We start from the raw sequence: 23332 nt of genomic DNA, 5'->3' as shown, positions 1-23332 counted from the left end.
CCGCCGTATACTTTTGCAAGTACGTTAGTGATTGCTGCAGTTAGTGTAGTTTTACCGTGGTCAACGTGGCCGATTGTACCAACGTTTACGTGCGGTTTTACGCGTTCAAACTTTTCTTTTGCCATCTTAAAAAATTCCTAATAAAGAAATTAAAGCCTGACTCACTATTGAGCCAGACAAGCTAAAATTATATAACAGCGCGAGCTGAAATTATTGTATCTGCGACATTTTTAGAGGCTTCAGCGTACTTCACAAACTCCATAGAGTATGAGGCACGGCCTTGTGTTGCAGATCGTAAAGCAGTTGCATAACCAAACATTTCAGAAAGAGGAACTTGCGCATTAATTTGCTTAAGTCCACCTAATGCATCTTCCATGCCTTCGATTATGCCGCGGCGACGGTTTAAGTCGCCAACTACATCACCCATATTTGAATCAGGAGTGAGTACTTCAACCTTCATTACTGGCTCTAAAAGTACAGGGTTAGCTTCAAGCGCCCCGTTTTTCATTGCCAATGAACCTGCTATTTTAAATGCCATTTCATTCGAATCTACATCATGGAATGAACCATCATATAAAGTCGCTTTAACGCCAAGTAATGGGTAGCCTGCCAGTACACCTTGAGACATTTGCTCTTGGATACCTTTGTCTACCGCAGGAACGAATTCTTTAGGAACTGAACCACCTACGGTTTCGTTAACGAACTCGTAAATTGGTGACTCATCATTCGTAATATCCATCGGTTCAAGTTTAATCCAAACGTGTCCATATTGGCCACGACCACCTGACTGACGTATAAACTTCCCTTCAACCTTAACAGTTGAACGAATAGCTTCTCGGTATGAGACCTGCGGCTTACCAACGTTACATTCAACACTGAATTCACGTTTCATACGGTCGACGATGATATCTAGGTGAAGTTCACCCATGCCAGAGATTATAACCTGGCCTGATTCTTCGTCAGTTTGTACGCGAAAAGAAGGATCTTCAGCAGCTAGTTTACCTAGTGCGATACCCATCTTATCTTGGTCAGCTATAGTGCGGGGCTCAACCGCAATAGAGATTACTGGTTCTGGGAATTCCATACGCTCAAGCGTAATAATAGAATTCGGATCACACAGTGTTTCACCTGTTGTTACGTCTTTAAGACCAATAGCTGCCGCGATGTCGCCTGCGAAAACTTCTTTGATCTCTTCACGAGAGTTTGAATGCATCTGTACGATACGGCCAAGTCGCTCACGCTTACTTTTTACTGGATTATATACCGTGTCACCCTGTTTAACAGTACCAGAGTAAACACGGAAAAAGGTCAAGGTTCCAACGAACGGGTCTGTTGCAATCTTAAATGCGAGTGCAGCAAACGGCGCTTTATCATTAGCTGGACGTTCTTCCTCAGTACCATTTTCTAAGATACCTTGGATTTGTTTCACTTGCTCTGGTGACGGCATATATTCAACAACACCATCAAGCACAGCTTGAACGCCTTTGTTTTTAAATGCGCTACCACAAGTAACTGGAACAATCTCATTTGCTAATGTTCGTTGGCGTAAAGCATTTTTAATTTCTGCTTCACTTAACTCTTCACCTTCTAAGTATTTATCCATTAGTTCTTCTGTTGCTTCAGCAGCGCTTTCAACTAAATGAGCGCGCCATTCTTCAGCTAATTCCAGAAGTTCTGCCGGTATTGCCTCATAAGAGAAAGTCATACCCTGGTCCGCTTCGTTCCAGTTAATCACTTTCATTTTTATAAGGTCAATAACACCTTTAAAGTCGTCCTCAGCGCCTACAGGCAACTGAATTGGAACAGGCGTTGCTCCAAGACGAGATTTCACCTGGCTGACCACTGCTAAGAAGTCTGCGCCCGTGCGATCCATTTTATTTACAAAGATCATTCTCGGAACTTCGTATTTGTTCGCTTGACGCCAAACTGTCTCAGTTTGCGGCTGTACACCAGATGAAGCACAAAGAACAACTACCGCACCATCAAGTACGCGTAAAGAACGCTCTACTTCGATAGTGAAATCTACGTGTCCTGGAGTATCAATAATATTGATACGATGGGCGTCAAATTGAGCGTCCATCCCTTTCCAAAAACACGTTGTTGCAGCAGAAGTGATTGTGATACCACGCTCTTGTTCCTGCTCCATCCAATCCATAGTTGCAGCGCCATCATGTACTTCACCGATCTTATGAGAAAGACCTGTGTAGAACAGAACACGTTCTGTTGTGGTGGTTTTGCCTGCATCTACGTGAGCAACAATACCTATATTACGATAGCGCTCAAGTGGAGTTGTACGTGCCATATGATCCTCTTAAAGGTTAAAGACAGATTACCAACGGTAATGAGCGAATGCTTTATTCGCTTCAGCCATACGGTGAACGTCTTCACGTTTCTTAACCGCAGTGCCTTTATTATCAGAAGCGTCAACGATTTCTTGAGCTAAACGTAAGCCCATAGATTTTTCGCCACGCTTACGTGCAGCGTCTACTAACCAACGCATACCTAATGCGTTACGACGAACTGGACGTACTTCAACTGGTACTTGATAAGTTGAACCACCAACACGGCGAGATTTAACCTCTACCTGTGGACGGATGTTATCAAGTGCAGTTTCAAAGATTTCTAGGTGCGACTTGCCTGATTTCTCAGCAGCCACGTCTAGCGCACCATAAACAATTTTTTCAGCAGTAGATTTCTTGCCGTCTAACATCACGATGTTAACGAATTTAGCAAGAAGTTCCGATCCGAACTTAGGATCTGGAAGAATTTTACGTTGACCGATTACGCGTCTTCTAGGCATTTTGTATCTCCGGTATATTCAGGTTTGCTCTTTCGAGTCAATCACCCAAAACAATAATTATAAATATTTAGTGCTTGGCCTTACTAACGGAATACAATTACCCTTTAGGGCGTTTTGCACCGTATTTAGAACGAGCTTGACGACGATCGCTAACGCCTGCACAGTCAAGTGCACCACGAACAGTGTGAAAACGCACACCTGGTAAATCTTTAACACGACCACCACGGATTAGGATTACACTATGCTCTTGAAGGTTATGACCTTCACCGCCAATGTATGAAGTTACTTCGAAACCGTTAGTTAAACGTACACGTGCTACTTTACGTAACGCCGAGTTTGGTTTCTTAGGTGTAGTTGTATATACGCGAGTACATACACCGCGCTTTTGCGGACACGCTTTTAGTGCAGCTGAGTTACTTTTCGTAACCTTGCTACGGCGTGGCTTACGCACTAGCTGGTTAATAGTTGCCATTTAAATAGCTCCTGAAATTAAAATTACTACTGAAAAAAATAAAAAAATCCGCCCTTTATTTACGAGCCTGCATTAAGCACACAAGTAAATGGGTGGCGGAATTTTAATGAGCAAAGTTTAACCTGTCAACCTAAACTAATCGTAAGACAGCATATAACTGCCTTACGATCACTTAATCTATTGATTAAGAACAGTTTATTGATTTCCAGACAAATCAGCATTTAGAGCGTCTGTAAGTGCTTGAGTCGCCTCTTCTGCACTTACTGTTTGCTCTTCTACTACAACTTTGCTTTGTTTACGGCGAGCCATACGGTCTTGATGATACGCAAAACCGGTACCGGCTGGGATCAAACGACCCACAATTACGTTTTCTTTAAGACCGCGAAGCTCATCGCTCTTACCATTCACTGCCGCATCTGTAAGAACACGTGTTGTCTCTTGGAAAGACGCTGCAGAGATGAAAGATTCTGTTGCTAGTGATGCTTTTGTGATACCCATTAACTGGATTTCAAACTTAGCTGGTATCTTACCTTGTTTTTCAAGGTCACGATTTGCGATATTAACGCGCGCCACTTCGATTTGTTCACCGGCTAAGAAGTCAGTATCACCGCCGTGTATGATGGTACATTTACGAATCATCTGACGGATAATTGTTTCAATGTGCTTGTCATTGATCTTAACGCCTTGCAAACGGTAAACCTCTTGCACTTCGTTAACGATGTAGTTAGCAACATGAGTCACACCACGTAGGCGTAAGATGTCATGCGGCGATTCAGGACCATCGGCGATAACTTCACCTTTAGACACTTGCTCACCTTCAAACACGTTAAGTTGACGCCACTTAGGAATCATTTCTTCGTAATGATCGCCTTCTGCTGGAGTAATAACTAAACGTTTCTTACCTTTAGTCTCTTTACCGAAGCTAATAGTACCTGTGATCTCAGCTAAGATAGCTGGCTCTTTAGGTTTACGCGCTTCAAATAAGTCGGCTACGCGTGGTAGACCACCCGTGATATCACGAGTTTTCGAACCTTCTTGTGGTATACGTGCTAACACGTCACCAGGGTTTGCTGTAACGCCGTCAATAACTTCAATCGTAGTGAATGAAGGAAGACGTGTTTCTTGCAGACCGCGCTCTTCACTTTCAATGATAAGCTTAGGTTCTTTAGTATTTACTTTAGCAAGATCTTTAACAACTACACGGGTTAAACCTGTTAGTTCATCAGTCTGTGCTTCAGTATTTGAGTCATCTATGTCGCTAAACGATACTTTTGACTTATGCTCAAGAACGATTGGGTGACTATGCGGGTCCCAAGTAGCAACGATGTCGTTACCTTGAACTTCAGCATTGTCTTGCACTGTTAATACCGCACCGTAAGGTACTTTATAACGCTCTTTTTCACGACCATAGCTATCAATGATAGTGATCTCAGTAGAACGTGAGGTAATAACAATCTTACCATCTGTATTTAATACATATTTTGCGTTGTGCAGTTTTAATGTACCGTTAGTTTTAACTTGTACATTATTTTCTGCTGACGCTCTTGATGCTGCACCACCGATGTGGAATGTACGCATTGTTAACTGTGTACCCGGCTCACCGATTGACTGCGCCGCGATAACACCGACTGATTCACCAGCGTTGATGATATGACCACGTGCAAGGTCACGACCATAACACTTAGCACATACACCAAAGTCGTTATCACATGTGATAACAGAGCGTACGCGAACTTCATCTACTGAATGCTCTTCTAAAAGGTCACACAGTTTTTCGTCAAGCATGATATTACGCTCAACAAGTACAGTATTAGTACCTGGAATTACAATATCTTCAGCTACAACACGACCTAAAACACGTTCACGAAGTGCTTCTACAACATCACCACCTTCAATAAGCGGTTTCATTGTTAAGCCATCTTCTGTACCACAGTCATCTTCATTGATTACCAAATCTTGTGCAACATCTACTAGACGACGCGTTAGGTAACCCGAGTTAGCTGTTTTAAGTGCAGTATCGGCAAGACCTTTACGCGCACCATGCGTTGAGATGAAGTACTGAAGTACGTTTAGACCTTCACGGAAGTTAGCTGTGATTGGCGTCTCGATGATTGAACCATCTGGACGTGCCATTAGACCACGCATACCCGCCAACTGACGAATCTGCGCAGCACTACCACGAGCACCTGAGTCGGCCATCATAAACACTGAGTTAAATGACGGTTGCTCTACTTCTTCACCTTTAGCATTAATAACTGTATCTTTTGATAAGTTAGACATCATTTCACGTGATAAGTTTTCATTTACACGTGACCAGATATCGATAACTTTATTGTACTTTTCACCAGCCGTTACAAGACCTGATTGGAATTGTTGGTTGATTTCAGTAACTTCAGCTTCAGCTGATTCAATTATTTGTGCTTTAACCGGTGGGATAACTAAGTCATCAATACCGATAGAAACACCTGACTTCATTGCATAATGGAAACCGGTGTACATAACTTGGTCAGCAAACACAACAGTGTCTTTAAGACCTAGACGACGGTAACACTCATTCAATAAGCTAGAAATCTGCTTTTTACCTAGTGGCTGGTTGATTGACGCAAACGGCATACCAGTTGGTAAAATTAGAGATAGAATTGCACGACCTACAGTTGTATCGATTACAGTAATAGTATCTTCTACTACACCATCTTCGTTTTTAACTGATTGGCTAATACGTACTTTCACGATTGCGTGAAGGTCAGCATTGCCACTACGGTATGCTTTTTCTACTTCTTTTGGATCTTTAAATATCGCGCCTTCGCCTTTAGCGTTAATGCGGTCACGAGTCATGTAATAAAGACCCAATACAACATCCTGTGAAGGAACGATGATTGGCTCACCATTCGCAGGAGATAGAATGTTGTTTGTTGACATCATCAATGCACGAGCTTCAAGCTGCGCTTCGATTGTTAACGGTACGTGTACCGCCATTTGGTCACCATCGAAATCGGCGTTGTAAGCCGCACATACTAATGGATGCAAATGAATCGCTTTACCTTCGATAAGCACAGGCTCAAACGCTTGGATACCCAAACGGTGAAGTGTTGGTGCACGGTTAAGTAATACTGGATGTTCACGAATTACTTCGTCAAGTACATCCCATACTTCCGGAACTTCACGTTCAACCATCTTTTTAGCTGCTTTGATTGTCGTAGCCATGCCGCGACGCTCTAATTTGCCATAGATGAATGGTTTAAATAGCTCTAGTGCCATCTTCTTAGGAAGACCACATTGGTGAAGCTTAAGTGTAGGACCTACTGTGATAACAGAACGGCCTGAATAATCTACACGCTTACCAAGTAGATTCTGACGGAAACGACCTTGCTTACCCTTGATCATATCAGCAAGTGATTTAAGAGGACGTTTGTTAGAACCTGTAATTGCACGACCACGACGACCGTTATCAAGTAGCGCATCTACCGCTTCTTGTAACATACGTTTTTCGTTGCGTACAATAATGTCTGGTGCTGCTAAATCTAGTAGACGCTTAAGACGGTTGTTACGGTTAATAACACGACGGTAAAGGTCATTTAGATCAGATGTCGCAAAACGACCACCGTCTAATGGTACTAATGGGCGTAGATCTGGTGGCAATACTGGAAGTACTGTCATGATCATCCACTCAGGGTTATTACCTGATTGGTGGAACGATTCCATTAACTTAAGACGTTTAGTGATCTTTTTACGCTTAGTTTCAGAGTTAATTGTTGGTAACTCTTCACGCATTTCAGCAATTAATTGAGCAAGATCGAGTTCACGAAGCAAGTCTAAAACTGCTTCAGCACCCATCTTCGCTTCAAACTCATCACCGTGCTCTTCTAGTGAATCTAAGTATTCTTCTTCACCTAATAGTTGACCGCGCTCAAGCGTTGTCATACCAGGCTCAGTTACTACGAATGATTCGAAGTAAAGAACACGTTCAATATCACGAAGCGTCATATCTAGCATTAAGCCGATACGTGACGGTAATGATTTTAAAAACCATATATGTGCAACTGGGCTCGCAAGGTCGATATGACCCATACGATCGCGTCGCACCTTAGTGAGTGTTACTTCAACGCCACACTTTTCACAGATCACACCACGGTGTTTAAGGCGTTTATATTTACCACATAAACACTCATAATCTTTCACTGGGCCGAAAATACGGGCACAGAATAAGCCGTCGCGCTCAGGCTTGAAAGTACGGTAGTTAATAGTCTCAGGTTTCTTTACTTCACCGTATGACCATGAACGAACCATGTCTGGTGAAGCAAGACCAATGCGAATTGCATCGAATTCTTCGGTCTTATTTTGTTGCTTCAGAAACTTAAGTAAGTCTTTCACCTTAGCTCTCCTGTCGGAGTTAATCTTGAGGACGGATAGTCTCGTCCCTACATTCTATTCAGCCGTAACAGATGCTGCAGCGTTAACTGCAGCATCTAATTGGCTTAATTTTCTTCCAACTCGATGTTGATACCCAGTGAGCGGATTTCTTTCAACAATACGTTGAACGATTCTGGCATACCTGGTTCCATTTTATGGTTACCATCAACGATGTTTTTATACATCTTAGTACGACCGTTCACGTCATCCGATTTCACTGTTAGCATTTCTTGTAGAGTGTAAGCAGCACCGTAAGCTTCAAGTGCCCATACTTCCATCTCACCAAAACGCTGGCCACCGAACTGTGCTTTACCACCCAGCGGCTGCTGAGTAACAAGGCTATAAGAACCAGTAGAACGTGCGTGCATCTTATCGTCAACCAAGTGGTTAAGTTTAAGCATGTACATGTAACCAACAGTTACTTGACGTTCAAACTGATCGCCAGTACGGCCATCATAAAGTGTAACCTGACCACTTCGAGGATATCCACCAAGCTCAAGCATGTCTTTGATTTCGTTTTCTTTCGCGCCATCAAATGCAGGAGTAGCTATTGGTAAACCACCTTTTAAGTTTTCAGCTAGACGACGAATTTCGTCATCAGTGAAGCTAGCAATGTCTACAACTTGGCGAGATTCACCAATTTCGTAAGCTTGCTTGATGAATTCACGTAGCTCATGAAGCTCACGTTGTTCTTTCATCATCTCTTCAATACGTTCACCGATACCACGTGCAGCAAGACCCATATGTGTTTCAAGGATCTGACCGATGTTCATACGCGATGGTACACCTAGTGGATTCAATACGATATCTACCGTACGACCTTTGTCATCGTAAGGCATATCTTCTACTGGTACGATAGTCGAGATAACACCTTTGTTACCGTGACGACCCGCCATTTTATCACCCGGTTGGATACGACGTTTAACAGCTAGGTATACTTTAACAATCTTAAGTACGCCTGGTGCTAAATCATCACCCTGAGTAATTTTACGACGTTTGTTTTCAAACTTTTTATCGTATTCAGCTTTAAGCTCATCGTACTGTGCAGCTAGTTGCTCAAGCTCAGCTTGCTTGTCTTCTTCAGCAAGGCTTTGCGTAAGTACTTTTTCAGCATTAAGAGATGCAAGTTTATCTTCATCAAAACCAGCAGCTATAAGTAGCTTGCGTGCACGGTCTAAAACGCCTGCTTCTAAAATACGGAACTCTTCGTTGAAGTCTTTCTTCGCTTCGCGAAGCTGCATATCTTCAACTTCTAACGCACGTTTATCTTTTTCAACACCATCACGGGTGAAAACTTGCACGTCAATTACAGTACCAGTTACAGAGTTTGGTACGCGTAAAGAGCTGTCTTTAACGTCAGACGCTTTTTCGCCGAAGATAGCACGTAGTAGCTTCTCTTCAGGTGTAAGCTGTGTCTCGCCTTTAGGAGTCACTTTACCTACTAGGATATCGCCGCCTTTAACTTCAGCACCAATATATACAACGCCTGATTCATCAAGCTTGCCTAGCGCAGACTCACCCACATTCGGGATATCTGCAGTGATCTCTTCAGGACCTAATTTAGTATCACGGGCAACACACTGTAGTTCTTGAATATGGATAGTCGTTAGACGATCTTCTTCAACTACGCGCTCTGATAACAAGATTGAATCTTCGAAGTTGTAACCGTTCCATGGCATGAATGCCACGCGAAGGTTTTGACCAAGGGCTAAGTCACCTAAGTCAGTCGAAGGACCATCTGCTAACACGTCACCACGAGTAACCGGTTCGCCAACCATACAAGTTGGTTTTTGGTTAATACATGTATTTTGGTTAGAACGTGTGTATTTGGTTAAGTTGTAGATGTCGATGCCCGCTTCACCAGGGATGCGTTCTTCTTCATGTACATTTACAACGATGCGACTTGCGTCAGCATACATTACTTCACCACCACGTTTAGCAACGATAGTTACACCAGAGTCTTTCGCTAGTGTTAACTCAATACCAGTACCTACTAACGGTTTATCCGCTTTCAATGTTGGTACTGCTTGACGTTGCATGTTTGAACCCATCAATGCACGGTTAGCATCATCGTGTTCTAGGAACGGGATAAGTGCTGCCGCTACAGAGATCACCTGTTGTGGTGATACATCCATATACTGCTGGTCCATGCGACCCATAAAGGTAGATTCACCTTTGTGACGACATGGAATAAGTTCATCAACAAACTCATTGGTTTCAGTTAAGTTTGAGTTCGCCTGTGCGATAACAAACTGACCTTCTTCAATGGCTGATAAGTAATCAACTTCATCAGTTACAACACCATCTACCACTTTGCGGTAAGGTGTTTCTAAGAAACCGTAGTCATTTGTACGTGCGTACGTAGACAACGAGTTAATTAGACCGATGTTTGGACCCTCAGGAGTCTCGATTGGACATACGCGACCATAGTGAGTTACGTGAACGTCACGTACTTCAAAGCCTGCGCGTTCACGAGTTAGACCGCCCGGACCTAATGCAGAGATACGACGTTTATGCGTAACTTCTGATAGTGGGTTATTTTGGTCCATAAACTGTGATAACTGAGACGAGCCGAAGAACTCTTTAACCGCTGCCGAAATAGGCTTAGCGTTAATAAGATCTTGTGGCATTATCGCGTCAAGGTCACCTAAGCTTAAACGCTCACGTACAGCACGTTCAACACGTACTAGACCAACACGGAATTGGTTCTCAGCCATTTCGCCAACACTACGTATACGACGGTTGCCTAAGTGATCGATATCATCAACATCGCCTTGACCGTTACGAATAGCAATTAATACTTTCATAACAGACACGATGTCTTCTTTGCTTAATGTGCCTGGGCCTGTGTCTGTATCGTAACCAACACGGCTATTGAACTTCATACGACCTACAGTAGATAAGTCATAACGCTCTTCAGAGAAGAACAAGTTCTGGAATAAGGCTTCAGCCGCGTCTTTCGTCGGTGGCTCGCCTGGGCGCATCATGCGGTAAATTTCTACTAGTGCTTCTAAACGGCTGCTTGAAGAGTCAATGTTCAATGTATTTGACATGTAAGCACCGCTGTCCACTTCATTGATATATAACGTATCAATTTTAGTGTGACCGGCTTTAACCAATTCAGCCATTAGCTCTAGAGTTAGCTCGTCATTTGCATTTGCAATAACTTCACCAGTTGACTCATCAACATAGTTTTTAGCTACAATACGGCCAATGATGTACTCATGTGGTACTTCTAATTGCTTAATGCCTTTCTTCTCGATGCTCTTGATGTGGCGAGCCGTAACACGACGACCGCTTTCAACAAATACTTCACCGTCTTCGCTTTTGATATCAAAAGCGGCAGTTTCACCACGTAAACGCGAAGGTACAAGTTCCATAAGAACTTTACCATTCGTTACTTCAAACGTAGTGTTATCGAAGAACATATCTAGGATTTCTTCGCTAGAATACTCTAGTGCACGTAGGATGATAGACGCCGGTAATTTACGACGGCGGTCAATACGTACATATAAGTTATCTTTTGCATCAAATTCGAAGTCTAACCATGAACCACGGTAAGGTATAACGCGTGCGTTATATAATACTTTACCCGATGAATGGGTTTTACCGCGGTCGTTATCAAAGAATACACCAGGGCTACGGTGTAGCTGAGAAACGATAACACGCTCTGTACCATTGATTACAAAAGTACCGGTATCTGTCATGAGCGGAATTTCGCCCATGTAAACTTCTTGCTCTTTAATGTCTTTAACTGTGCCTGGTGCTTCTTTGTCCATAACAACAAGACGCAGTTTCACGCGAAGTGGAGCAGAATAAGTCACACCGCGAATTTGACATTCTTTTACATCGAAAACTGGCTCACCAATACGGTAACTTACGTATTGAAGCTCAGAATTTCCCGAGTAGCTTTTAATAGGGAACACAGAACGGAAGGCAGCTTCCAAACCATGATCGCCATCAGCGTCCGGCACTAAGAATTTTTTAAACGATTCTAACTGTGTAGACAGTAAAAAAGGTATATCCAAAACTTGTGGACGTTTACCAAAATCCTTACGGATACGTTTCTTTTCAGAATAAGAGTAAGCCATGGGGTTCCTCAGCTTGCTGATCTTTGACCCGACCTGTTCTTGTAAGAACAGACTTAACTGGCAGCTATGCCAAGATTTTACAACATTTAACTGTTGTTCTAATTAGATCCCACTTTAACACTAGCAAACTATAAAGCGTTGAAAGTAAAGAAAAAATCAGATTTTATTTGAACTAAAAGAGTGCATCACTCTATAGCGCAAAAAGGCCGGTGATTAAATAATCACCAGCCCTTGCCTGATTTCTCAGGCAGCGAACTTAGCAAAAGCTAAATTACTTAACCTCAACTTCAGCACCAGCTTCAGTAAGATCTTTTGCAAGTGCTTCAGCTTCTTCTTTAGATACACCTTCTTTAACAGGTGTAGGAGCAGCTTCAACAAGAGCTTTCGCTTCTTTAAGGCCAAGGCCAGTTGCGCTACGAACAGCTTTGATTGCAGAAACCTTGTTAGCGCCAGCGCCAGTAAGGATTACGTCAAATTCTGTTTTCTCTTCAGCAGCTTCAGCAGCTGGACCAGCTACCATTGCAGCTGCAGCAGTTACGCCGAATTTTTCTTCCATTGCTTCGATAAGAGCAACAACGTCCATTACTGACATTTCAGCAATTGCGTCAAGGATTTGGTCTTTAGATACAGACATTACAAATTTCCTAATAATTAACGGACATTAAGTCCAAATAAATTTTACACCGAAAGTGAGATTAAACAGCTTAAAATTAAGCAGCTTGCTCTTCTTTCTGTACACGTACTGCTTCAATTGTTTTACACAATTTGCCAGCAGACGCTTCTTTCATAGCACTCATTAAGCGTGCAACAGCTTCATCGTATGTAGGTAATGTAGCAAGCATTGCTGCATCAACAACATTTCCTTCAAAAGCGGCCGTTTTAAGCTCGAATTTCTCATTCTTTTTCGCGAAATCTGAAAAGATACGCGCAGCAGCACCTGGGTGCTCTGATGAGAAAGCGATTAAGCTTGGACCAACAAATGAATCAGAAAGACACTCAAAATCTGTTCCTTCAAGAGCACGTTTTGCTAAAGTGTTACGGACAACTTTCATCCAAACACCATTTGCACGAGCTTCTTTACGAAGGGCAGTGATTGCGCCAACTGTTACACCACGAGAATCTGCAACAACTGCAGATAGAGCACCATTGGCTGCTTCGTTGACTTCAGCAACTATTGCTTTTTTGCCTTGAAGATTTAAAGCCATGGGTGTTACTCCTGGTTTAATGGGGGTACCGATTATCGGATTCCCCTGTTCTACTCTTCCCTACCAAACAAGGTAGAGATGCTTTTTACGGCGAGAGCCAGAAGGATTAGGAAAAATCTATCTGGGGTCTACACCGTCTACGTAGGTGAATATTAAGGCCGAAGCCACCTACGGTCTTGGACGGAAGCCCAATTTATCGTTAACCCCGAAGGCTTAACGAAATTATGGACTTCAACCCGAATTCTTTACTTTGCAAATTAATAAATTAATCAACAAAATGGCGCGAAATTATAGTACAAATTTCACGCCATGTAAACACTCAATTAAGCAACAATAGTGCTTAAAGTGTTTTGGTCAACAGAAACACCTGCGCCCATTGTTGTAGAGATAGTTACTTTCTTCAAGTAAACACCTTTAGCTTGAGAAGGTTTAGCCTTCTTAAGCGCAACAATTAGAGCTTCAAGGTTTTGTTGTAACTGCTCTGCAGTGAAATCAACCTTACCAATAGTAGTATGGATGATGCCATTTTTGTCATTACGGTAACGTACTTGACCTGCTTTAGCATTTTTAACTGCTTCTGCAACGTTAGGCGTTACAGTACCAGTTTTAGGGTTTGGCATTAGACCACGTGGGCCTAAGATTTGACCTAGTTGACCAACAACACGCATAGCGTCTGGTGATGCAACAACAACGTCAAAGTTCATCTCGCCTTTTTTAACTAGTTCAGCAAGATCTTCCATACCTACTAATTCAGCACCGGCTTCTTTTGCAGCTTCTGCATTAGCGCCTTGTGTGAATACAGCAACACGAACGTCACGACCAGTACCGTTAGGTAGTACAGTAGCACCACGAACGTTTTGATCAGATTTACGAGCATCGATACCAAGGTTAACGGCAACGTCAACACTTTCTACGAATTTAGCTGTCGCTAACTCTTTTAAAAGAGCAACTGCTTCATTGATTTCGTAATCTTTAGTTACTTCCACTTTTTCGCGGATAGTACGCATACGTTTAGTTAATTTAGCCATTTCTTAGTCCTCTACGTTCAAGCCCATCGCACGCGCAGAACCTGCGATAGTGCGAACCGCTGCGTCCATATCGGCAGCTGTAAGGTCAGTTCGTTTTGTCTCAACAATTTCTTCAAGTTGAGCACGAGTTACTGTGCCTACTTTATCAGTGTTAGGACGGCCTGAGCCTGACTTGATACCAGCAGCTTTCTTAAGTAAGTAAGCAGCAGGTGGCGTTTTCATGTCGAACGTAAATGAACGGTCACCGTAAACAGAGATCACTACAGGAACTGGAGCGCCTTTTTCGATAGACTCTGTACGTGCGTTAAACGCTTTACAGAATTCCATGATGTTTACACCGTGTTGACCTAGTGCAGGACCTACTGGAGGACTAGGATTAGCCATACCAGCGGCAACTTGTAGCTTGATTAGAGCTTCAACTTTTTTAGCCATTATAAATACCTCATTTGGTGGGTCTCAGCCTTGTGCGCGCGAGGACGCGTACTCTAACGGCTTCCCAGTTTAAAAATTGGTTTCGTACTTTTTGTACAGTAAAAAATAAATTTTACCTTAATACAAAAAGGCCGCTGATTATAAGTTAATCAGCGGCCTTTTTCAAGCTTCATGCCAAAATTTAAATAAAAATTAGCGAAGCTTTTTTAATCAATTACTTATCTTGCTCAACTTGACCGAATTCAAGCTCAACTGGCGTAGAACGACCAAAAATAAGTACAGATACTTTTACGCGGCTCTTTTCGTAGTCAACTTCTTCAACTACACCACTGAAATCTGCAAATGGACCATCTGTAACGCGTACAACTTCACCTGGTTCAAATAATGTAGCAGGTTTAGGTGCTTCAGCATTTTCTTGTAGGCGATTAAGAATGCGCTCAGCTTCTTTAGGGCTGATAGGAGCAGGACGATCAGACGTACCACCAATAAAGCCCATAACGCGTTCTGTGCTGTTCACTAAGTGCCAGCTTGCGTCATTCATATCCATTTGTACTAATACATAACCTGGGAAGAATTTACGCTCAGATTTACGCTTTTGGCCAGCGCGCATCTCAACAACTTCTTCAGTTGGTACTAGTATCTCACCAAAGCTCGATTCTAGACCTTCGATTTTAATATGTTCAATTAACGTTTGAGCTACACGCTTTTCGTAACCAGAAAAGGCCTGTACTACATACCAACGTAACTTAATTTCTTTGTTCTCGTTCTCATCCGACATGGGATCAGATCTCCAATCCAGTTAAAAAGCCTACAGCGCGGAATAAAATGCCATCTAATCCCCAAAGGATAAGTGCCATAATCACTGTTGCAACCATTACAATTAATGTCGTGTGGGTAGTTTCTTGGCGCGTTGGCCAAATAACTTTGCGTACTTCAATTCGAGCTTCTTTAGCGAAAGCAAGAAAGTTACGTCCCTTAAATGTTTGCGAGGCAATTGCTAATCCGGCCGCTATTGCAACAACAACGCCAATAGCACGTAGTAATACAGATTGATCTGCATACATGTGATTACCAACAACTGCGCCTGCAAGTAGCGCGATTGCTACTAACCACTTTACTGACTCCATCGCACTTGATGGTGTTTCTACATTCGTGCTCATAATATTATTACCTTAACTACAGACACAACAACCCTACACTACGGCAGGGTTAATCCATTAAAATCTAAACTTAAAAACAGACTTAATTTAAACCGGTTTTTAATCTCAGACTACTCAAATAACAAGTAAAACTGGCAGGGGCGGAGAGATTCGAACTCCCAACCATCGGTTTTGGAGACCGCTGTTCTACCAATTGGAACTACGCCCCTGCAAAGTGGATGCCTATTATACTTACGCAGTTCATTAACACAAGCCTAAAAGATACCCACATTGGAAAATCTAATTAATTAATTACATTATTGTTTAAACTGCTAATAATTTAATCGGTTAGATAAACCTATAATCCAAAGATATTGATTATTTCCCTATGGTTTTATAAACGTCACTTAACAAGCTTGAAGCACCAAACCTAAATGTATTTGCTTGCAAATAATCATCACCCATTATTGCGCGTGCTAGCGCTAAATAATCACTAGCATCGGCAACATTTTTAACACCGCCGGCCGCTTTAAAGCCCACACGTTTGTTTGAGTTTTTAATGGCTGTTAGCATAATTTTTGTTGATTCAAGGGTCGCATTAATGGCCACTTTACCCGTACTGGTTTTTACAAAATCAGCACCGCCTTCAATTGCAAGCTCAGTGGCTTGAGTAATAAGCGCGTCGGTTTTTAGCTCACCGCTTTCTATTATTACTTTAAGTTGCGCGCGCGACCCACACGCTTTTTTACTTTCGCTTACATAACTAAGTACAGTTTGAGCATCGCCTGCTATGAGTTTTTTATAAGGAATAACCAAATCAATTTCGTCTGCGCCGCGCTCTATAGCAATGAGTGTTTCGTTAATTACATCACTCAGTGGAGCATCACCCGTAGGAAAGTTAGTGACTGTTGCGACTTTTACGTGGTTAAGCTCACGCGCTGCGAGTGCTATTTTTGCATCATCAACAAAATTGCTATAAACACATACTGCGGCAGGCGTGCCTAAGGTAGGATTTATGCTATCAACAAGTGCTTGAATGCTTTTGGTGGTATCGCTGGTGTTTAAGCTTGTTAAATCCATCAGTGCGACTGCTAATGCGGCATCTTTTTGGTGTTGTGTCATTAGAGCTCCGTTGCTTATGTAATACCAATTTTATTAAAAATATGATCATTTTAGCGTATTAAATAACGCACTAACTACGTTAAAAACTATTTATATAGAACAACTATGTATCATAATTTTAGCCTTGTTATTGAGCTATTTTCTCGTCGCTATAATAGATCACTAATTTAATGCAATTGGTATAAGTACAAAATTTGATATGCCTCCATATTAACAAATTAAACCAAACTCGCTATAGCTCATAACCAAACACTATAAGCTGGTTATTTTACTTGTAACTCGGCGCAATCCCTTGTTAACTAGCTCTTAGGCCTAAAAAGCCCACCTATTATAACTTTTGGTTATATCAACTTGGTTTTAATTATTTTTTACTTATTGATAGCCGCTATATTCTGCTTATCAGAATAAAGCGTTTTCTTATATTTGAATTTGTTTAGGGGTCTTATTAACGTGCAGTATTTACCTATCTTTACCAAACTCGACAACAAACCAGTATTGGTTGTTGGCGGTGGAGAGGTCGCATTACGCAAATGTCGCGCGTTTTTAAAAGCGAGAGCAAGCGTTACTTTAGTAGCACCTTGGTTTTGCGACGAACTAAAAGAGCATGCACATAATAATGAAGTAACGCTTATTGATGCTTATTTTGATGAATCGCACCTTGATGGCAAAATGCTTGTTATTGCAGCAACCGACCGCGATGAAGTAAACAACAACGTATTTGAACTTGCCAATGCCCGCAATGTGTTTGTAAACGTGGTTGATGACCAGCCTAAATGTACGTTTATATTCCCATCCATTGTTGACCGTGACCCAATTACGATTGCTATATCAAGTGCTGGCACAGCGCCCGTACTTGCACGTCGCTTACGCGAAAAGCTCGAAACTCTTATTCCACATCATATTGGCCCACTTGCAACACTTGTCGGTGGCTTTAGAGACAAAGTAAAAAAACGCTTTAAGCATTTTTCAGACCGCCGCCAATTTTGGGAAGGCGTGTTCGACTCATCTGTCGTGAGTAAAGTACAAACCGGCGATACCCAAGCCGCACAGCAGCAACTAGAGCAAATGCTAGATGCAAAAGCAGAACCTGAAGGCGAAGTATACGTAGTAGGTGCAGGCCCTGGCGACCCAGAGCTTTTAACACTTAAAGCACTGCAACTTATGCAACAAGCCGACGTCGTCGTTTACGACTTTTTAGTCTCTGACGAGATTATGGAACTAGTGCGCCGCGATGCTGACCTTATTTGTGTAGGTAAACGTTTGGGCGATCATAGTGTTGTTCAAGAAGATACCAACCAAATGCTGGTCGACCTTGCTAAACAAGGCAAAAAGGTATGCCGCATTAAAGGTGGTGACCCGTTTATTTATGGCCGTGGTGGCGAAGAAGTACAAGTACTGGCTGCTAACAACGTAAATTATCAAATTGTACCGGGTATTACAGCCGCTGCAGGTTGTAGTGCTTATGCGGGCATTCCGCTAACGCATCGTGACCATGCACAAGCCATTCAATTTGTAACTGGCCACTGTAAAAAAGACGGCCAAGAACTTGATTGGCAATCGTTGGCAAAAGCAAATCAAACGCTGGCTATTTACATGGGCGTAATTAAATCGCCGCACATACAAAGCGAGCTTTTAAAGCATGGCCGCAAAGCCGACACACCTGTTGCCATTATCGAAAACGGTACACGCAAAAATCAGCGTGTAGTAACAGGCCAATTAGGCGAACTTGCCGACTTAATTGAACGCAACAGCATTATATCGCCTGCGCTACTCATTATTGGTGAAGTAGCTGCCCTGCACTCGCAACTAGCGTGGTTTGGGAAAAACGAGCAAACAAGCAGCTTTGCACAGCCGCTAACAGATGTATCAAATACATAACCGAATTTTAAATTTGTAACTTTTAATCATTTTAGTAGGACGACTAACAATGGCTTTAACTCACCTTCAGCAACTTGAAGCTGAAAGTATCAAAATCATGCGCGAAGTCGCCGCTGAGTTTGAGAACCCAGTAATGCTTTACTCTATTGGTAAAGATTCGTCGGTACTTTTGCACTTAGCGCGTAAAGCATTTTACCCTGCAAAAATTCCGTTTCCGTTATTACACGTAGACACCAACTGGAAGTTTCGTGAAATGATTGAGTTTCGCGACCGTATAGCTAAAGAATACGGCTTTGACCTACTGGTACACAAAAACCCAGAAGGCATTGAAATGGGCGTAGGCCCGTTTACGCATGGCTCGGGTAAACATACCGACATAATGAAAACCCAAGGCTTAAAACAAGCGCTAGATAAATACGGCTTTGATGCTGCATTTGGTGGCGCACGCCGCGACGAAGAAAAGTCACGCGCAAAGGAGCGTGTTTATTCGTTCCGCGACAAACACCACCGTTGGGACCCTAAAAACCAACGCCCAGAGCTTTGGAATACCTACAACAGCCAAGTTAATCCGGGTGAGAGCATTCGTGTTTTCCCATTATCTAACTGGACTGAGCTTGATATTTGGCAATACATTTATCAAGAAAACATCGAAATGGTGCCATTGTACCTAGCTAAAGATCGCCCAGTAGTTGAGCGCGACGGTACTTTGATTATGGTTGACGATGAGCGTATGCCTCTTAATGAAGGTGAAGTACCGCAAATGAAATCTGTACGTTTTCGTACATTAGGCTGCTACCCACTTACCGGTGCAGTTGAATCAACAGCCAGTACTCTAACCGAAATCATCGAAGAAATGCTGCTATCTACGTCATCTGAACGTGAAGGTCGTGTTATTGACCATGATTCAGCCGGCTCAATGGAGAAGAAAAAACGTGAGGGGTATTTTTAATGTCTAGCCAAAATAACGATACATTTAACGAAGTAAAAGAAATAGGCATAGACGCCTACCTAGCACGCCAACAAGACAAAAGCTTATTACGCATGCTTACTTGTGGCAGCGTAGATGACGGTAAATCAACATTGATTGGCCGCCTACTGCACGACAGCCACCAAATTTATGAAGATCAGCTAGCTGCCCTTCATAAAGATAACGAAAAAGTAGGTAACGCAGGTGAAGATCTTGACCTTGCATTATTAGTTGATGGCCTACAAGCTGAGCGTGAGCAAGGCATTACCATTGACGTAGCGTACCGTTACTTTTCAACGGCTAAGCGTAAATTTATTATTGCCGACACGCCTGGGCACGAGCAATACACCCGCAACATGGTAACGGGTGCATCAACAAGCGATGTCGCCATTATTTTGGTTGATGCGCGTTACGGCGTACAAGTACAAACTAAGCGCCATAGCTTTATTTGTGACTCGCTGGGCATTAAACAGTTTGTTGTTGCCGTTAATAAAATGGATATCGTTGATTTTGACGAAACCGTGTATGAAAAAATTAAGGCTGATTACCTTAAATTTGCTGAGCAACTTAACGTATCAAACATTAAGTTTGTGCCTATGTCGGCGCTTAAAGGCGACAACGTAGTAACACGCTCTGCACATACACCGTATTACACCGACAAGCCGCTACTTGAATTACTAGAAGATTCGCCAGCAGCCGAAACAGATACAGGCTTTGAAGCGCGCCTACCGGTGCAATATGTCGTGCGTCCTAACTTAAACTTCCGTGGTTTTCAGGGCACACTTACATCGGGCAAGATGCACGTAGGCGATGCTATAAAAGTATTACCGTCGGGTAAAACATCAAGCATTAAAGAAATTGTTACCTTTGATGGCAACCTAGACAGCGCCGAAGCAGGCCAAGCAATTACCGTTACCCTAAATAACGAAATTGATATTAGCCGAGGGGATGTAATCGTACCTGCAAATTCAACGGCCGCTGTTACTAACCAGCTGCAAGCTAAAATTGTGTGGATGCATGAATCGCCATTAGTATTAGGTAAAAGCTATAACCTAAAACTAGGCAGCAAAAACACCTCAGCTATTGTTAAAAAGATTGACTACACAATTGATGTAAACACGCTTGAGCACGGCACTAGCGACACACTGCAGTTAAACGAAATTGCGATTGTAACGCTTGAACTAACCGAAACTATTTTGGCAGACGAGTACCACAGCAATCACGAAACAGGCTCGTTTATCCTAATCGATCGCTTATCAAACTTAACTGTTGCTGCCGGTATGATTGAGCAAGTACTGCAAAGCCAAACAAAGCAAAGTAACTTTAGCGAATTTGAAGTTGAATTTAACAGCTTAGTACGCAAGCACTTCCCGCATTGGCAAGCGCTTGATATCTCTAAGTTATAAGTTAACTTTAGCCTGTTAGGAATTTAAAAGCATGGTAGAACAGCTCGTTTTAACAGGCATTATGCTTACCTTAGTCGGGTGCCTTTTTGGCACCCGTATTAATCCAGCATGGTTATTTGTAAGCGCTATTGGCACCAGCTACTTAGCAGGGCTAATCGATCTTGAAAGCATGTTAGTTAACTACGCTAACCCGTCGCTTATCACTTTAGTACTATTGGTGTTAGTGTCGACCGCAATAGAAAAAACCACCCTAATTCAAAAGTTAGCGCAATCGCTATCTAAAGGTAGTTTAGTAAAATCGGTAACAAAATTGGGCTTATCAACCGCCTTTTTATCGTCGTTCACTAACAATACCGCCGTTGTTGCATCGCTTATTACAGCGATTAAAGACAATCCTAATCACTCCCCTTCAAAGCTATTATTACCGCTGTCGTACACTGCTATTTTGGGCGGCACTATTACGCTTATTGGTACATCAACCAACTTAATCGTTAATGGCTTTGCAGTAGATGCGGGCATGGAACCGCTGGGCTTTTTTGACTTTACCTTAGTAGGTTTAGGCGCGCTAAGCGTAGGCCTAATTACTATTTTAGTAATGCTTAAATACTTACCCGACAATGGTAAAAGCGACCAAGAAGTCGTGCCTTTTTACCTAGAAGGTAAAGTACAAGCAAACTCAAAATTAATAGGCCAAACCGTAGAAGAAAACGGCCTGCGTGATTTAAAAGACTTATTCCTTGCTGAAATCATTCGCGACGGGAGCCGAATTTGCGCAGTCACTCCACAGCAAATTATTCAAAAAGACGACGTGCTGCTGTTTGTAGGTGACATAAAATCGGTGCCATTACTTACCCGTTTCGACGGTTTAAAAGTAGTGCACGAGAATCATCAAAAAGACATAGAGCACTTAGTAGAAGTAGTCGTAAGTCAATCTTCAAAATTTATTGGTAAAACCGTAAAAGAAGCCCGCTTTAGAGAGCAGTTTCATGCTGCTGTTATTGCCATTCGCCGTGGACACGACCGCTTACAAGGTGGCCTTGGGCAAGTGCAATTACAAGCTGGCGACTCACTTATACTCGCACCAGGCAAAAACTTTTACACCTTGCCTAATTTAAAGCGCGAATTTGTGTATATTTCAGGGTTTGACTTACAAGCCCACCTTGCACCTAAGCAATCAAATATTGTGCTACTAAGCTTTGCCGCAGTACTGGGTTTAAGCATTATTGGCATAGTGCCGCTGGTTAAAGGCTTATTAGTATTACTGATTGGCTTAATGCTCAGCGGCACCATAAAACTTAACGAAGTAAAACGCCGTTTTCCTATCGAGTTACTCGTAGTTGTAGGTAGCGCCATTGGCCTTGCTAAATTAATGATAGGCACCGGACTTGCCGGGCAAATATCCGACGCCATGTTTATGGTACTTGGCGACTTTGGCCCATACGGCGCATTTATAGCTATATTTTTAATGACCGTATTATTTACCGAGCTTATTACTAATAACGCAGCAGCTGCCTTATCGTTCCCTGTTGCTTACTCGCTCGCGGTTGGTTTTAATGTAGACCCACTACCGTTTATTATGGCGGTTGCCTTTGGCGCATCAGCCAGCTTTATATCGCCATTTGGGTATCAAACTAACCTAATGGTTTATAGCGCGGGTAACTATCGCTTAAAAGATTACATAGTGATGGGCTTACCCCTTTCTATTATTTATTCAATCACGGTATTAACCCTGATCCCGCTGGTATTTCCGTTTTAATACCTGCGCTCACAGCATAAGAGACTCTCACTATGGATGAAAATATAGTTTGGCATAACTACGCAACTACAAAAGCACAGCGTAGTGAGCAAAAAAAACATAAGCCCGCTATTTTATGGTTTACCGGCTTTTCAGGCTCTGGCAAAAGTACCGTAGCAAACGCACTAGAAGCCGCGCTTAATCAGCAAGGTACGCACACTTACCTGCTTGATGGCGACAACGTACGCCACGGTTTATGTAAAGACCTAGGCTTTAGCGACGAAGACCGCATTGAAAACATACGCCGCGTAGGCGAAACCGCAAAACTAATGACCGACGCTGGTTTGTTAGTACTTACTGCGTTTATATCGCCTTTTAGAGCAGAACGCGACATGGTGCGCAGCCTAGTAGATGACGGCGAATTTATTGAAGTATTTATCGATACCCCACTGGATGTATGCGAAAGCCGCGATCCAAAAGGCTTATACAAAAAAGCCCGCGCTGGAGAGATAAAACACTTCACTGGTATCGATTCAAGCTACGAAGTGCCAAACAATCCAGAAATAATTTTAGATACAAGTAAAAACACCCTAGACCAATCGGTTACACAACTGATAACGTATCTAAAACAAAAGCACATAATATAG

18 protein-coding genes and 1 tRNA gene are annotated in these 23332 nt (G+C 42.5%); 5 read left to right on the top strand and 14 right to left on the bottom strand.

All coding sequences use genetic code 11. From position 1 onward, the window contains the following. The 14 genes from H5120_RS08595 to deoC all read right to left on the bottom strand — a co-directional run. Window positions 1-125 (bottom strand): GTP-binding protein (locus H5120_RS08595; protein ID WP_033023824.1); only part of this gene is annotated, 125 nt, incomplete at its 3' end. A gap of 62 nt (window positions 126-187) precedes the next feature. Then, window positions 188-2302: an elongation factor G gene (gene fusA / locus H5120_RS08590; protein ID WP_182671905.1), complete on the bottom strand. Its 2115-nt coding sequence runs from the start codon at window positions 2300-2302 to the stop codon at window positions 188-190. A 27-nt stretch (window positions 2303-2329) separates the two neighbouring features. After that, window positions 2330-2800 (bottom strand): 30S ribosomal protein S7, encoded by a 471-nt coding sequence (rpsG, locus tag H5120_RS08585; protein ID WP_010555004.1) that lies wholly within the window; start codon window positions 2798-2800, stop codon window positions 2330-2332. 97 nt (window positions 2801-2897) lie between these two features. Continuing rightward, a complete protein-coding gene (rpsL, locus tag H5120_RS08580) occupies window positions 2898-3272 on the bottom strand; it encodes a 30S ribosomal protein S12 (protein ID WP_002958885.1) in 375 nt (124 codons plus the stop codon). Window positions 3273-3467: 195 nt separating this feature from the next. After that, entirely contained in the window at window positions 3468-7643 is a 4176-nt protein-coding gene (rpoC, locus tag H5120_RS08575; RefSeq protein ID WP_149594507.1) for a DNA-directed RNA polymerase subunit beta', read from the bottom strand. A gap of 104 nt (window positions 7644-7747) precedes the next feature. Then, window positions 7748-11773 (bottom strand): DNA-directed RNA polymerase subunit beta, encoded by a 4026-nt coding sequence (gene rpoB, locus H5120_RS08570; RefSeq protein WP_149602005.1) that lies wholly within the window; start codon window positions 11771-11773, stop codon window positions 7748-7750. Window positions 11774-12044: 271 nt separating this feature from the next. Next, complete coding sequence (rplL, locus tag H5120_RS08565; RefSeq protein ID WP_002958882.1) at window positions 12045-12407, bottom strand: 50S ribosomal protein L7/L12; 363 nt, start codon at window positions 12405-12407, stop codon at window positions 12045-12047. Window positions 12408-12483: 76 nt separating this feature from the next. Continuing rightward, on the bottom strand, window positions 12484-12978 hold the full coding sequence (gene rplJ, locus H5120_RS08560; protein WP_002958881.1) for a 50S ribosomal protein L10: 495 nt from the start codon (window positions 12976-12978) through the stop codon (window positions 12484-12486). A gap of 323 nt (window positions 12979-13301) precedes the next feature. Next, complete coding sequence (rplA, locus tag H5120_RS08555; RefSeq protein ID WP_002958880.1) at window positions 13302-14006, bottom strand: 50S ribosomal protein L1; 705 nt, start codon at window positions 14004-14006, stop codon at window positions 13302-13304. Between the two features lie 3 nt (window positions 14007-14009). Further along, window positions 14010-14438, bottom strand: a complete 429-nt coding sequence (gene rplK, locus H5120_RS08550; RefSeq protein ID WP_002958879.1) for a 50S ribosomal protein L11 — start codon at window positions 14436-14438, stop codon at window positions 14010-14012. A gap of 214 nt (window positions 14439-14652) precedes the next feature. Continuing rightward, window positions 14653-15216, bottom strand: a complete 564-nt coding sequence (gene nusG, locus H5120_RS08545; protein WP_002958878.1) for a transcription termination/antitermination protein NusG — start codon at window positions 15214-15216, stop codon at window positions 14653-14655. A 4-nt stretch (window positions 15217-15220) separates the two neighbouring features. Continuing rightward, window positions 15221-15598, bottom strand: coding sequence for a preprotein translocase subunit SecE (gene secE, locus H5120_RS08540; RefSeq protein ID WP_002958877.1), 378 nt, complete (start codon window positions 15596-15598; stop codon window positions 15221-15223). A gap of 132 nt (window positions 15599-15730) precedes the next feature. Beyond that, window positions 15731-15807: transfer RNA gene (locus tag H5120_RS08535), tRNA-Trp, on the bottom strand. Window positions 15808-15955: 148 nt separating this feature from the next. Next, window positions 15956-16699, bottom strand: coding sequence for a deoxyribose-phosphate aldolase (deoC, locus tag H5120_RS08530; protein ID WP_182674102.1), 744 nt, complete (start codon window positions 16697-16699; stop codon window positions 15956-15958). 450 nt (window positions 16700-17149) lie between these two features. Here deoC and cysG point away from each other — a divergent pair, with 450 nt between their 5' ends. From cysG to cysC, 5 genes are read left to right on the top strand one after another with little or no spacing between them, the layout of a single operon-like run. Further along, a complete protein-coding gene (gene cysG / locus H5120_RS08525) occupies window positions 17150-18577 on the top strand; it encodes a siroheme synthase CysG (RefSeq protein WP_024603341.1) in 1428 nt (475 codons plus the stop codon). A gap of 49 nt (window positions 18578-18626) precedes the next feature. Then, window positions 18627-19526 (top strand): sulfate adenylyltransferase subunit CysD, encoded by a 900-nt coding sequence (gene cysD / locus H5120_RS08520; RefSeq protein WP_002958873.1) that lies wholly within the window; start codon window positions 18627-18629, stop codon window positions 19524-19526. Continuing rightward, on the top strand, window positions 19526-20950 hold the full coding sequence (gene cysN, locus H5120_RS08515) for a sulfate adenylyltransferase subunit CysN (RefSeq protein WP_182674101.1): 1425 nt from the start codon (window positions 19526-19528) through the stop codon (window positions 20948-20950). The genes cysD and cysN overlap by 1 nt, the downstream gene beginning before the upstream one ends. 31 nt (window positions 20951-20981) lie before the next feature. Next, a complete protein-coding gene (locus H5120_RS08510; RefSeq protein WP_182674100.1) occupies window positions 20982-22706 on the top strand; it encodes an SLC13 family permease in 1725 nt (574 codons plus the stop codon). 32 nt (window positions 22707-22738) lie between these two features. Continuing rightward, window positions 22739-23332, top strand: a complete 594-nt coding sequence (gene cysC / locus H5120_RS08505) for an adenylyl-sulfate kinase (protein ID WP_010555008.1) — start codon at window positions 22739-22741, stop codon at window positions 23330-23332.

This window comes from Pseudoalteromonas sp. SR43-2, assembly GCF_014163885.1.
Classification (GTDB): domain Bacteria; phylum Pseudomonadota; class Gammaproteobacteria; order Enterobacterales; family Alteromonadaceae; genus Pseudoalteromonas; species Pseudoalteromonas distincta.
Note: the sequence above shows the minus strand (reverse complement) of the source record. Positions and strands in the feature narration are given on the sequence as shown.